At 58.4% G+C, this 14,569-nt stretch carries 11 protein-coding genes, 1 tRNA gene and 1 other RNA gene; 1 reads left to right on the forward strand and 12 read right to left on the reverse strand.

Annotated features, from left to right (window positions below):
* Positions 1–11: 11 nt before the first annotated feature.
* The 6 genes from recR to VMV64_RS10205 form a co-directional block, all read right to left on the reverse strand.
* The gene (gene recR / locus VMV64_RS10180) at positions 12–608 is read right to left on the reverse strand and encodes a recombination mediator RecR (protein WP_325329906.1); all 597 of its coding nucleotides are present in this window, start codon (positions 606–608) and stop codon (positions 12–14) included.
* A gap of 1 nt (position 609) precedes the next feature.
* Positions 610–933 carry a YbaB/EbfC family nucleoid-associated protein gene (locus VMV64_RS10185; RefSeq protein WP_325329983.1) on the reverse strand — a complete coding sequence of 108 codons (324 nt, stop codon included), beginning with the start codon at positions 931–933 and terminating at the stop codon, positions 610–612.
* Between the two features lie 18 nt (positions 934–951).
* Positions 952–2,553 (reverse strand): DNA polymerase III subunit gamma/tau, encoded by a 1,602-nt coding sequence (gene dnaX, locus VMV64_RS10190; protein WP_325329908.1) that lies wholly within the window; start codon positions 2,551–2,553, stop codon positions 952–954.
* Positions 2,554–2,769: 216 nt separating this feature from the next.
* Positions 2,770–2,868, reverse strand: an RNA gene (gene ffs / locus VMV64_RS10195) — signal recognition particle sRNA small type.
* A 7-nt stretch (positions 2,869–2,875) separates the two neighbouring features.
* Positions 2,876–2,965, reverse strand: a tRNA-Ser gene (locus tag VMV64_RS10200).
* A 54-nt stretch (positions 2,966–3,019) separates the two neighbouring features.
* Complete coding sequence (locus VMV64_RS10205) at positions 3,020–4,450, reverse strand: DEAD/DEAH box helicase (RefSeq protein ID WP_325329910.1); 1,431 nt, start codon at positions 4,448–4,450, stop codon at positions 3,020–3,022.
* 170 nt (positions 4,451–4,620) lie between these two features.
* Here VMV64_RS10205 and VMV64_RS10210 point away from each other — a divergent pair, with 170 nt between their 5' ends.
* Positions 4,621–5,565 carry a class I SAM-dependent methyltransferase gene (locus VMV64_RS10210; RefSeq protein WP_325329912.1) on the forward strand — a complete coding sequence of 315 codons (945 nt, stop codon included), beginning with the start codon at positions 4,621–4,623 and terminating at the stop codon, positions 5,563–5,565.
* Positions 5,566–5,569: 4 nt separating this feature from the next.
* On the opposite strand, the gene VMV64_RS10215 is transcribed toward VMV64_RS10210, so the two are convergent.
* The 6 genes from VMV64_RS10215 to odhB all read right to left on the reverse strand — a co-directional run bounded on the left by VMV64_RS10215 (position 5,570) and on the right by odhB (position 14,542).
* Positions 5,570–7,504, reverse strand: coding sequence for an HDOD domain-containing protein (locus VMV64_RS10215; RefSeq protein WP_325329914.1), 1,935 nt, complete (start codon positions 7,502–7,504; stop codon positions 5,570–5,572).
* A gap of 81 nt (positions 7,505–7,585) precedes the next feature.
* The gene (locus VMV64_RS10220) at positions 7,586–9,493 is read right to left on the reverse strand and encodes a propionate--CoA ligase (protein WP_325329916.1); all 1,908 of its coding nucleotides are present in this window, start codon (positions 9,491–9,493) and stop codon (positions 7,586–7,588) included.
* Between the two features lie 182 nt (positions 9,494–9,675).
* Positions 9,676–10,659, reverse strand: coding sequence for an oxidoreductase (locus VMV64_RS10225; RefSeq protein WP_325329918.1), 984 nt, complete (start codon positions 10,657–10,659; stop codon positions 9,676–9,678).
* Positions 10,660–10,668: 9 nt separating this feature from the next.
* Positions 10,669–11,754 carry a cell division protein ZapE gene (zapE, locus tag VMV64_RS10230; protein ID WP_325329920.1) on the reverse strand — a complete coding sequence of 362 codons (1,086 nt, stop codon included), beginning with the start codon at positions 11,752–11,754 and terminating at the stop codon, positions 10,669–10,671.
* 19 nt (positions 11,755–11,773) lie between these two features.
* Positions 11,774–13,201 carry a dihydrolipoyl dehydrogenase gene (lpdA, locus tag VMV64_RS10235; RefSeq protein ID WP_325329922.1) on the reverse strand — a complete coding sequence of 476 codons (1,428 nt, stop codon included), beginning with the start codon at positions 13,199–13,201 and terminating at the stop codon, positions 11,774–11,776.
* 141 nt (positions 13,202–13,342) lie between these two features.
* Positions 13,343–14,542 (reverse strand): 2-oxoglutarate dehydrogenase complex dihydrolipoyllysine-residue succinyltransferase, encoded by a 1,200-nt coding sequence (odhB, locus tag VMV64_RS10240; protein ID WP_325329925.1) that lies wholly within the window; start codon positions 14,540–14,542, stop codon positions 13,343–13,345.
* Between the last annotated feature and the right edge of the window lie 27 nt (positions 14,543–14,569).

A 14,569-nucleotide genomic window follows, 5' to 3' on the forward strand; every position in this document is an offset into this window, starting at 1 on the left:
CTAGGTGGTTGTCAAACTTCGCGGCGCTCCAGGATGGCTTGCGCCAGAGTGCCACTGTCCACGTGCTCAAGTTCGCCGCCAACCGGCAGGCCGCGCGCTATGCGGCTGGCTTTTACGCCGCGCGAGCGCAGGATTTCGCCGATGTAATGAGCCGTGGCCTCACCCTCAACGGTGAAATTGGTTGCCAGGATCACTTCATTCACCGCGCCATCAGTGGCGCGCTGGATCAACCGGTCGAGATGAATCTCCTTAGGACCGATGCCGTCGAGCGGACTGAGCCGGCCCATCAACACGAAATACAGACCATGGTAGCTCTGGGTCTGCTCCATCATCATCAGGTCAGCAGGTGTTTCCACAACACATAGCAGGGAGGCGTCGCGCCGCTCCGAGCGGCAGAGTGAGCAGACCTCCTCCTCGGTAAAACTGTTGCACAGCCGGCAATGGCGGATGGTGTCGAGGGCATGCGTCAGCGCACCAGCCAGTTTCATTGCGCCTTTCTGGTCGCGCTGCAACAGGTGGTAAGCCATGCGCTGGGCTGATTTGGGTCCGACTCCAGGCAGGCAACGCAGGGCTTCGATCAGGTTTTCGAGGCTGGACGGCGCTTTCACTTTAGAAGGGCAGCTTCATTCCCGGAGGAAGACCCAGGCCGGAGGTAAAGCCGCTCATTTTTTCCTGGGTAGTGGTTTCCACGCGCCGCACCGCATCATTCACCGCAGCAGCCAGCAGGTCTTCCAGCATTTCCTTGTCCTCACCCATCAAGCTGTCGTCGATGCTCACCCGCTTCACGTCATGACGGCAGGTCATTACCACCTTGACCATCCCGGCGCCAGCCTGGCCTTCGACTTCGACCATGGCCAGTTTTTCCTGCATTTTCTGCATGTTCTCCTGCATTTGCTGAGCCTGTTTCATGAGACCGCCCAATCCGCCTTTCAACATCGCACTCTCCTGTTACTATAGGGGTTTAATTGAGGATTCAATGACTTTTGCGTCAAAATTTTCAACCAGCTTGCGCACGAACGGATCCTGCTCGATCGCTGCCACGGCCAGCGACTGTTTTTCCTGCTTTTCACGGTTTTCGATCTGGACCGGGGTGTCTCCGGTTATGCTGCCCTCGGTAATGCTGAGCCTGACCGGCTCGGCAAAGTGCTCGGTCACGGCCGCCCTAAGTTTGTCCTGGTAAGGCTTCTCCATCAGGTGGCGATGCTCCTGTGGCACGCACAGCTCCAGCAGGCCGTTGTCAAAGGATTTCAGCTCGCAGTGCTGGGCCAGCATCTTGGCCATACCGCCCAGTTTGAGCTGGTTGACCAGGCTGTGCCAGTCGCCGGCGAAAGGGGGGCTTTTTTCCGGGGGTGGGTTTATCTGGGCAGCGGGAGTTGGCGTTTCAGTCGGCCGCTCCTCATCGCGTACAACGGGCCTGGCAGGAGGAACCGGGCGTGGCGTTTCGCGTCGAGCCGGGGGCTGGGGCGCCTCCCCCAGAGTAAAAGCCAGCATCCGCAACAAAGTCATGCTGAAGCCGGCGAATTCATCCGGTGCCAGATGCAAGTCGCGTCGGCCATGCAGAGCGATCTGGTAACACAACTGCACCTCGTCGGCATCGAAAAGCTGCGCCAGTTCGAGCAGTTTCGCCCGTTCCGGCAGGTCCTCGCCGAGTGCCTCCGGGATAGTCTGCGCCAGGGCAACCTTGTGCAGCAACGCGCCCAAGTCCTGCAAGGCCGCCTCGAACGACAGGCTGCGTTCTTCCATCCGTTCGGCCGCAGCAATCAGAGCGGGCCCGTCCTTGGCAGACAAGGCGCCGAGGATTTCAAGCAGGTAGGTCTGGTCGATCGAGCCCAGCATGTCGCGCACCTGAGCTTCCCCCACCTTGCCACCGCTGTAGGCGATGGCCTGATCGAGAAGAGACAGTGCGTCGCGCATGCTGCCTTGGGCGGCGCGTGCCAGAAGTTGCAACGCAGCCAGCTCGAAAGGGATGTTTTCCTGCGCCATGATGCTTTGCAGATGGCCGACAATCGCCAGGGGAGGCATTTGTTTGAGATTGAATTGCAGACAGCGCGACAGCACCGTCACTGGGATTTTCTGCGGATCGGTGGTGGCGAGGATGAATTTCACGTGTTCAGGCGGTTCTTCCAGCGTTTTCAGCATGGAATTGAAGGCCGCCTTGGAGAGCATGTGCACTTCGTCGATCAAATAAACCTTGAATCGGCCGGCTGTCGGCGCGTACTGGGCGTTGTCCAAAATCTCGCGCATATTGTCGATACCGGTGTTGGAAGCGGCGTCCAGTTCCAGCAGGTCGACAAAGCGCCCGCTGTCGATTTCGCGGCAAGCGGAACATTGGCCACATGGCGAAGAGGTAATGCCGGTTTCGCAGTTGAGCGCTTTGGCCAGTATCCTTGCCAGCGTGGTTTTGCCGACACCTCGCGTACCCGTAAGCAGATAGGCATGGTGCAGACGTTGCTGATCCAGGGCATTGGAAAGCGCCTTGACGACGTGCTCCTGGCCCACCAGTTCAGTGAAGGTTTTGGGGCGCCATTTACGCGCCAGGACTTGGTAACTCATGGGGGAAATTGTACCAGATTCCGACCTGCTAGTAGTCCGCTCCACCAAAACGGGGGCAGATGAAATGGATGGATTTTTTCGTTAGGCTAGGCGCAGACCCGCCGCCGTATGGGGTATACGGCAAGGGGATGCAACGACGTATGGCGGGAAAAGACGCCATTTCATGTCTGCGGTTTGGTGGAGCGGACTACTAGGCAGAGCGCCAAGCAGTTTAAGGGTGGCGAGCCCAACCCCCGGCACTTGCAATAAATAGCTGTGGCTGCTTCCTTCCGGACCTGACCAGGTTCACTACCTTGCAATGCGGGGAGGCCCGCCATAAATCTGGCGGAGAGGGCGGGATTCGAACCCGCGTTAGGCATTAACCTAAACACGCTTTCCAGGCGTGCGACTTAAACCACTCATCCACCTCTCCGAAGAGCCGGGAAGGATAAACTAGAACCGGACTCGAATCAATATCCGGAGGAAATTAGTTTCCTTCAGAAGGAGGAGTCGCCGGGCGCATCAGCAGTGCCGGGATGGGCTTCTTCGCAGCCTGGCGCGGGTTGGAGTGAGATGCAGGCGCGGGTTGAACCGCTTCTTGCTTGGGAGGCGGCGTAACATAGGGCGCATCCAGCGAATTGACGGGGGGACGAGGAGCTACACCTCTACCCTCCCTGCCTTCCCGCCCTTCCCTGTTGTGTGGACGCTCCCCAGGCCGCGGATCTCGCCGGGGCCTGTCCGCGAATCCGGCGCGTGACGCAATCTGGGCGGCCGCACCGGGCTCGAAGCCGGGCACGGTTTTTCTGGGCAATTCACGTTTCAACATGGACTCAATTTCTGCCAGCATCCTAAGTTCTTCCGCGCACACCAGCGAAATCGCCTCGCCGCTGCTGCCGGCGCGTCCGGTTCGGCCAATGCGATGGACGTAGTCTTCCGGCGCGTTGGGCAGGTCGAAATTCACCACATGGGGAAGCTGGTCGATATCCAGGCCGCGAGCGGCGACATCGGTCGCGACGAGAACCCGAACCGTGCCTGCCTTGAACTCTGCCAGCGCTTGGGTGCGCTGCTGCTGGCTCTTGTCGCCGTGAATCGCGGTGGCGCTAATGCCGTCCTTCTCCAGTTGCTGGGCAAGCCGGCTGGCGCCGTGCTTGGTTCGGCTGAATACCAGGACTTGCTGCAGATTTTCAGACTTGATCAGGTGCGCCAGCAGATCGCGCTTGCGTTCGTGGTCAACCGGATAAATCACCTGGGTAACATTCTCGGCAGCGGCATTGCGGCGTGCAACTTCAATCAGCACAGGGTCGGTAAGCAATTGATCCGACAGTTTCTTGATTTCGCCGGCGAAGGTGGCGGAAAACAGCAGGTTTTGCCGCTTCGCCGGCAATAGCGCGATGATGCGCTTGATATCGGGGAGAAAGCCCATGTCCAGCATGCGGTCGGCCTCATCCAGCACCAGGATTTCCACCTTGGACAGATTGACGGTTTTCTGCTCGACGTGGTCGAGCAGCCGTCCGGGGGTCGCCACCAGGATTTCCACCCCGCTTTTCAGCGCGGCGATCTGTTCTTTAATGTTGACGCCGCCGAATACCACGGTGGATTTCAACGGCAGGTATTTGCCATAAGTCTGTACGCTTTCTTCTACCTGCGCAGCCAGTTCCCGCGTTGGCGTGAGAATCAGTGCGCGTACAGGGTGTTTGGCTGGCGAAGTGCTGGTGTTGGCATGGACGCTCAGCAGCTGAAGCAAAGGTAGCGTAAAGCCGGCGGTTTTTCCGGTGCCGGTCTGGGCGCCACCCATGAGGTCGCGCCCTTCCAGGACGACCGGAATGGCTTGCGCCTGGATCGGTGTGGGCTCGGTATAGCCTTGATCGGCTACCGCGCGCAGCAGTTCGGCCGAAAGGCCGAGAGTTTCAAACGACATGTATAGCATCTCCTAAACGTCGGCCCGCAAAATATTCAGCCGGTCCAGGCAGATCGTGACAAAGTTAAAACTCGGGGTGGGGTATACTACGCGGGCTTGTGCGGCAGACCGGATTGCACGACAACAAATCCTTGCCGCGCGATTATACTCCAGCCAAATCAATTTACCAAGTGACTGATATATCGATTTTTTTCAACCGATTGCAGAAAAACTTCCGGCACTGGGCGAAGTGGGCAAAACGGCGTGGCATCAGCTGCTACCGTGTCTATGACCGCGACGTACCGGAGTTTCCGGTTGCGCTGGATCTGTACGAGCAAAGGGCGCACCTGCAAGAATTCGACACCGGCTGGCAGATCGGTGAGGAGGAGCATGAACGCTGGGTGGAAAGCGTTCGCGCCGTGGCGAGCGAAGCGCTGGCCCTGCCTCTTTCCGCTATTTCCTTCAAGCAAAGGCGGCGTCAGCGCGGCCTGATGCAGTACGAAAAAACCGGCGCCCGGGGCGAGGATTTTGTCGTGCACGAAGGCGGCCACCGGTTTATCGTCAATCTGGAAGAATATCTCGACACCGGTCTGTTTCTCGACCACCGCAACACCCGGCGCATGGTTCAGGAGAAAGCCGCTGGCAGGCGCTTTCTCAATCTGTTCGCCTATACCGGCAGTTTTACGGTCTACGCCGCAGCGGGCGGCGCAATCCGCTCCACCACCGTGGATCTGTCCAACACCTACCAGGATTGGGCGCGTCGCAACTTCGAGCTAAACGGCATGAATTTGGAGCAGCATGAACTGGTGCGCGCCGACGTGTTCGGTTTTCTGGACGATGAAGTAAGGTGCGGGGAAAATTACGACCTGATCGTCATGGACCCGCCCACTTTCTCGAATTCCAAGAAAATGAGCGGAGTGCTCGACGTGCAACGCGACCACGCCCGACTTATCAACCAGTGCCTGAAACTTTTGCCGGAAAGCGGCGAACTGTTCTTCTCAACCAACCTGCGCAGCTTCCAGTTCGACGAGGCGGCACTGGCAACGAAAAATATCAAGGAAATTTCCAGTCAGACCGTCCCCGAAGACTTCCGCAACAAGAAAATTCATCGCTGCTGGCTGATCGGAAAGCGCTAGAAGCTTACAGAGGGGTTGCTGGCGTGTAGGCCACAACCCTGTTTCTTCCATTGAGTTTGGCCCGATTCAGCGCATCGTCGGCCGCTTTAATCAGCGCGCTAAAATGCGGCATGGCCGGGTTGTATTCGGCGATGCCGATGCTGACGTTTATTTTTATGCGGTCTGCTCCAGCATTGATCATGCTGCCTTCAAATGCCCGGCGGATAAGCTCGGCATACTGTGCACCCTCTTTCAGCTGGGTATCCGGGCAAATTACCATGAATTCCTCGCCGCCTATGCGGGAAACAATGTCCTGCGTACGTGCGGCATTTTTCAAAATTTTGGCGGCCTGCTTCAGTGCGGTATCACCAGTATCGTGACCGTAAGTATCGTTAATCTGTTTGAAACGATCCAAATCGATCAGCATGATGGTCACGGGACGGCCCCTGTTTTTGGCCGCTTCCCACTCCTGCTCCAGACTGTCCATGCCATAGCGCCGATTGGGCAGCAGGGTCAGAGGGTCCGTCAGAGCCAGGCGCTGCAGACGGCGATTAGTGACCGCCAGTTCCGATGCGACCCGGCGCACCTCTTCCCGTTCCCGGCTGATCTCCTCCTTGAGCTGAGTCACCCTTTGACCGGCACGCAAACGTGCCATCAGCACTTTTACGCTGTAGGGCTTGACCAGGTAATCGTCCACTCCAGCCTCAAATGCCTCGACCAGCCGGTCTTCATCGGCCAGAGCCGTCAGAATGATGAAGTAAAGCCCGCGGCCATCCCGGGTCATGCGCAAGGATTCGCAGAAGGCGATGCCACCCATGTTCGGCATGATCCAGTCGCTGATAACGAGCTGAGGCGTGTATTCGAGCACCTTCTCCAGACCCTCTTTGCCATCCGCGGCAGAAAACACGGTATGCCCATGACTAGTAAGAAGCTTTTGTAAATAACCGGAAACCGCCTTGTCGTCGTCCACAATCAGGATGCGCAGCGGGAATTCAGCTTGATCGGTTTTCCTTGATGCTTCGCTATCGGCAGCCTCGACCATGGGTGGCAAGGAAGCGGCCATTTCAGCAAAGGGCGGCAGCTCCTGGGTTGGCACGTCGAGAATCTTGCCCCACTGCTGCCATTCGCGGACGACATGATCGCTCAGGGTCATCAGCGCTTCAGCATCGATGCCGAGGCGAGCGCCAAGTACGTACAAACCCGGCAGCAGCGCGCGGCGCGAGCTTTCGCCCGCTATGCAGAGGTTTGCCAGGCTACGGGACAAGTGTAACGCATGCACCAGCGTATAGGCCCGTGAGCCCGCCTGAAAATCCCCTTTTTCCGGATGTTCATGATGGCAAACCGTTTCAATGAGAATGTCGGGGAACCCCCATTCTTTGAGCAGAACGGCAGCCAATTCGTTGTGATCGGTATCAAACTGCTCCTGCTCGAGACGGAGCAATTCATCAGGGGATGCTCCCGCTGCAGTGTTAAGGACTTTTGCATACTTCTCGGGAAACAGGGTGGCCAGCGTTAACCTCCCAATCCCGCTCAGTAAACCGCAGGTAAAGGTTTCCTCGTTCGATGTTTTGGCCTGTGCGCTCAGTGCCTGGTTGGCGATGGCGGTAGCCAGTGAGCTTGACCAGAATTCCTGGTAATTGAAAGCATTGCATTGACCATTGCGATAATTGGATAAAACCGAAAATCCCAGCACCAGCTGGCGCACCGTGGGCAGGCCGACCACCAGCACCGCCTCGGGAACCGAAGCGATGGGGCGACGCATATTGAAATGCAGCGAATTGGAGAATTTGATCAAGCGCCCGGAAAGGGCTGGATCGGTCTGTACGATGCGAGCAATATCCTGGATTGTAACGTCATCCTGTTGCATCAAATTCAGCAAGGCGAGAGCCACGCCTTTCGGGGAGGGCAGCCGCCCCGTTGCCTGCAGTTCCTTGAAGCGGTTCTGGTTGATGGCTACCATTTCAGACCTGTAATTTTTTATTCTGACTGGATCTAGGTTACGGAATAACGCCCAACAATACAAACGTTGAGCACCAAACAGTCAGTCTTTCCGCCACTGTGCTATGGCATTTCGTATCAGTTCAAGAGAGGCCGGATCGTCCAGCGTGGTCAGATCTCCAGGTTCGCGCCCTTCCGCCAGCGCTTGCATGCTGCGGCGCAGAAGCTTGCCGGAGCGGGTTTTCGGCAAAGCGGCAACGAAATGCACCTTGGCTGGACGGGCGATGGCGCCTAGCTCCTTGTCTACCGTCGCCATCACTTCCTTTTCCATCTGAGCAGTACTTTCCGGAGTTGAGGTGCGGCCCGCATCCTTGACCACCGCGAAAGCCATGACCGCCTGCCCCTTCACCTCGTCGTGAACGCCAACCACCGCCACTTCGGCGATGTTGGGATGGGCCTGAATGGCCTCCTCGATCTCGCGCGTGCCCAGGCGATGTCCGGCGACATTGATGACATCGTCGGTGCGGCCAAGAATGAAATAGTAGCCATCCTCGTCACGGGTCGCCCAGTCGAAGGTGGAGTAGACCTGTTCGGTCTCGAAATTCGAGAAATAGGTGTTGACGAAGCGCGCGTCGTCGCCCCATACCGTGGACAAACAACCCGGTGGCAGCGGGGGCACTGCTACCAGCACGCCCTTCTCGTTGACACCCACTTCCTGACCGGTGCTCTCGTGCAGCAGCTTCAGATTAAAGCCATACACCTGGAAGCTGGGCGAACCGAACTTGCGTACCGTGTCCTCTATCCCTGGCACGCTGGACAGGATCGGCCAACCGGTCTCGGTCTGCCAGTAGTTGTCGATGATATTCACCTTGAGCGCGTCGGCGATCCAGCGCGCAGTCGGCTCGTCCAGCGGTTCACCGGCAAGATACAGGTTGCGCAGCGAAGAGACGTCATGTTTTTGCAGGAATTCGGGCGGCTGTTTTTTCAGCACGCGAATTGCGGTGGGCGATGAAAACATCACGCTGACCTTATTCTCCTCCACGATCTTCCACCAGATTGCCGGATCGGGCCGGATCGGCAGACCCTCGTACAGGATGGTAGTCATGCCGTTGATCAGCGGGCCGTAGACGATGTAGGAATGCCCCACCACCCAGCCGATGTCGCTGGTGGTAAACAGGGTTTCGCCCGGCTGCCCGGCGTAGATGTGGCGCATGGAAGCTGCCAGGGCCACCGCGTATCCGCCGGTGTCGCGCTGCACGCCCTTGGGTTTGCCGGTGGTACCGGACGTGTAGAGGATATAACTGGGCTCGGACGACTCCAGCCACACCGGATCGATCCGGTCATCCATATGCTGCTCGCGCAGGCTGGCATAATCCAGATCGCGGCCGGCAGTGATCGCCATTGTCTTGTCGAGACCACGGTTGACAATCACCAGCTTCTGCGGAGGATGGCTGGACAGTCGAAGCGCCTCATCCACCAAGTGCTTGTAAGGAATGATCTTGCCGCCGCGCATGCCGGCATCGGCGGTCACCATCAGCCGGGGTTGGGCATCGTCGATGCGGGTCGCCAGACTGGCCGAGGCAAAGCCGCCGAACACTACGGAATGGATGGCCCCCAGCCGCGCACAGGCAAGCATGGCAAAAACCGCTTCAGGGATCATCGGCATGTAGATGATGACGCGGTCCCCCTTCTCCACGCCCTGCGCGCGCAACACTGCGGCAAAACGGTTGGTTTCGGCATGCAGTTCGCGGTAGGTGTAGGCCTGCTGCTGACCGGTTTCGGTGGAGATATAAACCAGCGCCTTCTGCTCCGGGCGGTCTTTCAGGTGGCGGTCCACGGCGTTATGGCACAGATTGGTGAGACCGCCGACGAACCATCGGGTGAAGGGCGGCCGGCTGTAGTCCAGCACTTGGTCAAACGGCTTGTGCCAGTCGATCAGCCTGGCCTGCTCGGCCCAGAATTCATCCGGCTCGTCGATCGATCTCCGGTAAAAGTCCTGGTACTTGCCCATTTTTCCACCTCATATTTCGACAAAAAGCAGTTGAACCGCAAAGGACGCAATGGACGCGAAGGAAGTCAAAGGCTTAAACAACTAATCTATTTGTCAGATGGGTGATGCATTATAGTTCATTAACCCATTGGTTTCCTTAGCGAACCTTTGCGCCCTTTGCGGTGAAATGCCATTTTCAGGTTTTATATTTCAACCACCACCCTGCCCTTTACAGTGCCCTTCAATAATGCGTCGAAGATTTCGGGCAACTGTTCGAAATGGATGGTGCGCGTCATTTCCTTGAGATGGCGCGGCCGCATGTCGCTGGCCAGCCGCTCCCAGACTCTGCGCCGCAACTCCATCGGGCACTGCACCGAATCGATGCCGAGCAAACTGACGCCGCGCAGGATGAAGGGCATCACCGTGGTGTGCAATTCGACCCCGGCCGTCAGGCCGCAGCTGGCAATCGTCCCACCCTGTTTCATGGTGCGGGTGAGCCAGGCAAGCGTCTCGCCCCCAACCGGATCAACCGCACCCGCCCAGATGGTCTTTTCCAGAGGCTTTCTGCCCATTTCCAGGGTATGGCGTGACAACACCTGGGATGCGCCCAAATGGCGCAAATATTCGTGCTGATCGTCCTTGCCGCTGATGGCGGTCACTTCGTATCCCAGTCCGGCAAGCAAATCCACGGCCACGCTGCCCACCCCTCCCGAAGCACCGGTCACCGCCACGGGGCCGTTGGCCGGCTTGAGGCCGTTCTGCTCCATGCGCATGATCGCCAGCGCGGCGGTGAAACCCGCCGTGCCGATCGCCATCGCGTCGGCAGTGCTCATTCCCTGCGGCAGAGCCACCACCCAGTCGGCAGGTACGCGGGAATATTCGGCATAGCCGCCGTCATGCTCTACCCCCATGCCGTACCCGGTGACCAGTACCGCTTCGCCTTCCTGGAAACGCGTATCGCCGGAGGTGACTACCGTTCCCGCCACGTCGACCCCGCCGATGACGGGAAAACGACGGACAACCCTGCCCGTACCGGTGGCGGCAAGGGCATCCTTGTAATTGACGCTGGAATGGCTGTTCCTGATCAGCACCTCGCCCGGATCGAGATCGTCGATCCCGAGCTCGACCAACCGGGCCGACACCTGACCCTCATTTTCGAAAATACGGTAAGCATTAAATCGGTGCATGTTCCTCCCTCAAGGCAAATGCGGTTGGGCCAGGTACTGGCGCGTCTGCATTTCCGTTAACCGGCTTATGGTGCGATCGAATTCATCGGCATGGGGGCCGCCCATATACAGCTCCTGCGGCGGCACCTGCGCCGACACGATCAGCTTCACCCGCCGGTCGTAGAATTCATCCACCAGCCAGGTAAAGCGCCGGGCTTCCGCCGCCTGTTCAGGCGCCATTTTCGGAATGCCGGAAATCAGCACGGTATGGAAGCGCCGGGCAATTTCAATATAGTCCGCCTGCCCCCGCGGTGCACCGCAGATGGTCTGAAACTCGAACCAAACCACGCCGGGCGCTGTGCGTGTTGTGGCTATCCGGCGACCCTCGACCCCCAGAGAAATAGGGCTTGCCACTTCTTCGCCGGCAAGGCTGGAAAAAGCGGCAGCCAGACTGGCTTCAGCCGCTTCATCGAGGGGGCGGTGGTAGACCCTGACCCTTTCCAGCATGCGCAGCCGGTAGTCGATGCCGGCGTCGATTTCAACCACATCCAGTCGTTCCTTGAGCAGGGCGATGGCTGGCAGAAAGCGACTGCGCTGCAGGCCGTGCATGTACAGTTCATCCGGTTTATGGTTCGAGGTGGCGACCAGTACCACACCCTGTTGCAGTAATTCGCGCAGCAGCCGCCCCAGCAGCATGGCATCGGCGATATCGCTGATGTGGAATTCATCGAAGCAGATCAGGCGCGCCTGCTGCGCAATGCGCTGCGCCACGATCACCAGCGGGTCGGCGTGATGCTTGATGGTGTCGAGCTCGGCGTGAACATCCTGCATGAAGCGATGAAAATGCACCCGCTTTTTATGCTCGAACGGCACGCTGGAGAAAAAGGCATCCATCAGAAAGCTTTTCCCGCGGCCGACCCCGCCCCACAAGTACAATCCGCGAACAGGATGTTGTTTTTTGCCGAACAATTTGTGCAGAAACCGACTCTTGCGCGCTTTGTTTTCCAGCAAGGAATCGTAAAGACGCTGCAGACGGTCCACCGCGTGCTGTTGCGCCTCATCCAGCACAATGCCGTGCTGGCGGGCCCGCTGGTGGACGCATTCCGCCAGGTTCATGTTCAACACGCCGCCAGCATTAAATATGAATCGACCGCTTGGTCACACCCAGTGCCGCCTCATGCAAGGACTCCGAAAGAGAGGGATGGGCATGCACGATGCGGGCGATGTCCTCGCTGCTCGCCGCGAATTCCATCGCCACCACCGCTTCCTGGATCAATTCGGAGGCGCACGGGCCGATGATGTGCACGCCGAGGATGCGGTCGGTTTGGGCATCGGCCAGAACCTTGACCAGCCCGGTCGTTTCCTGCAAGGCATGGGCGCGGCCATTGGCACTGAACGGGAAGGTTCCCTTGCAGTATTCCACTCCGGCGACTTTGAGCGCCTGCTCGGTCTGCCCTACCCAGGCGATTTCCGGCGAGGTATAGATTACCCAGGGGATAGTTGCGTAATTGACGTGCCCGGCCTGACCGGCGATCAGCTCGGCGACTGCGACGCCTTCTTCCGAACCCTTGTGCGCCAGCATGGGCCCGCGCACTACGTCGCCAATGGCGTAGATGTTCTGCAAGTTGGTGTGGCAATGCTCGTCCACGTCGATATATCCCTGTTCATCGAGCTTGAGCCCGACCTTGCCGGCATCCAGGCCGGCAGTGTTGGGGGCGCGTCCGATCGCCACAATCAGCTTGTCGAACAACTGCTTCTGCGTGCCTTCCTTGTTTTCGAATTCGACAGCGACGTTTTTACTGCTCACCTTGATCGAGGAAAACTTGACGCCGCGATGGATCACCAGCCCTTGCCGAGTAAAGATGCGCAGCGCCTCGGCTGCGAGCTGGTCATCCACGCTGGATAGGAAGGCATCTTTTGTCTGGAACAGGGTGACATTCGAACCGAGCCGGCGCCATACGCTGCCCAGTTCAAGGCCGATGACACCGGCGCCGATGATGCCGAGCCGCTTCGGCACTTCCTTGAAGTCGAGCGCACCGACATTGTCTACCACCCGCTTGTTGTCCACCGGCACCTGCGGCAGTTGACGCGGGGTGGAGCCGGTGGCGATGATCACGTGTCTGGCCTCGACCGATTCCGTCTTTCCGTCATGCTGCACCACTTCGAGTTTCCATCGTGCACTGCTGCCAGTAAAGCTGGCCCGGCCATGGATGATGGCCACCTTGTTCTTCCTGAATAGCGCCGAAATACCGTCGGTCAGGGTACGCACGATCTTTTCCTTGCGCGCCTGCATGGTGCCGACATCCAGCTTCAGCCCCTCGACCGTAATGCCGTGAGCGGGGAAGTTGTCCCGGATGCGCTCGTAGTTCTCCGAGGATTCGAGCAGCACTTTGGAGGGAATGCAGCCGACGTTGAGGCAGGTTCCGCCCAGGCTGGCCTTGCCATCCTGGTTTTTCCAGTCGTCGATGCACACCGTATTCAGCCCGAGCTGGGCGCAGCGGATTGCCGAGACATAGCCGGCCGGACCGGCACCGATTACCGCCACATCATAGGTTACGGACATGATTTTCCTTCCCTCGTTCAAGGTTAAAACATACAGATGGAAAGACCTTAGCCACGGATTAACACAGATGTACACAGATTATCAAAACACATTGTTTTATCTGTGTAAATCCGTGTTCATCTGTGGATAAAAGCGGTTTTTTTAAATCTGCAGCAGCATGCGCGCCGGATCTTCCAGCGCTTCCTTGATCGCCACCAGCGACAGCACCGCTTCACGGCCGTCGATGATGCGATGGTCGTAAGACAGCGCCAAATACATCATCGGACGGATGACGATCTGGCCGTTTTCCACCACGGGACGATCAGTGGTCTTGTGCATGCCGAGAATGGCCGATTGCGGCGGATTCAGGATCGGCGTCGACAGCATCGAACCGAATACGCCGCCGTTGGAGATGGTGAAGGTGCCGCCGGTGAGCTCCTCGATGGTCAGCTTGCCGTCTTTGGCGCGGACGCCGAAATCGGCGATTTTCTTCTCGATCTCGGCGATGGAAAGCTGGTCGGCGTCGCGCAGAATCGGCACCACCAGACCCCGTGGGCTGCTCACCGCGATACCGATGTCGTAGTAGCCATGGTAGACAATATCGCTGTCGTCTATCGAGGCGTTGACGATCGGGTATTTCTTTAGCGCCGCGATCGCCGCCTTGACGAAGAAGGACATGAAACCGAGTTTGACGCCGTGCTCTTTCTCGAATTTTTCCTTGTAGCGGCTGCGCAGTTCCATCACCGGCTGCATGTTGGCTTCGTTAAAGGTGGTGAGGATGGCGGCAGTTTGCTGGGCCTCTACCAGGCGCTCGGCAACGCGGGCACGCAACCGGGTCATCGGCACGCGCTGTTCCGGACGGGTGCCGGCAGGAATGGCAGGCGCCACCGATGGGGGAGGCACCAGCGCAGTGACCATCGTTGGACTGGAGGGTTTTTCGAGATGGGCCAGCACGTCTTCTTTCGTGATGCGTCCACCCTGGCCGCTGCCACTGATTTCCGCTGGATTAAGGTGCTGCTCGGCCACCAGTTTGCGCACTGACGGACTCAGAGCGGCACTGACTGACTTTGTCACCGTCTTTTCCGGTTGCACCTGAGCCGATTCAACTGTTACAGCCCCCTTGGCCTCGGTGTCGATCACGGCGATCACCTCGTCACTGGTCACGGATAGTCCGTCGCCCTTGATGATTTTCGTCAACACGCCGGACTGAGGCGCGGGCAATTCGAGCACCACCTTGTCGGTTTCAACGTCGATCAGGTTCTCGTCGCGCACTACGGCATCGCCGACTTTCTTGTGCCAGGAAAGCAGGGTGGCCTCGGAGATGGATTCGGATAAAACCGGTATTTTAACTTCAACTAGCATCTTAATAGTCTCCGATAACTTAATGAG

Source organism: Sulfuricella sp. (genome assembly GCF_035531155.1).
Classification (GTDB): Bacteria; Pseudomonadota; Gammaproteobacteria; order Burkholderiales; family Sulfuricellaceae; genus Sulfuricella.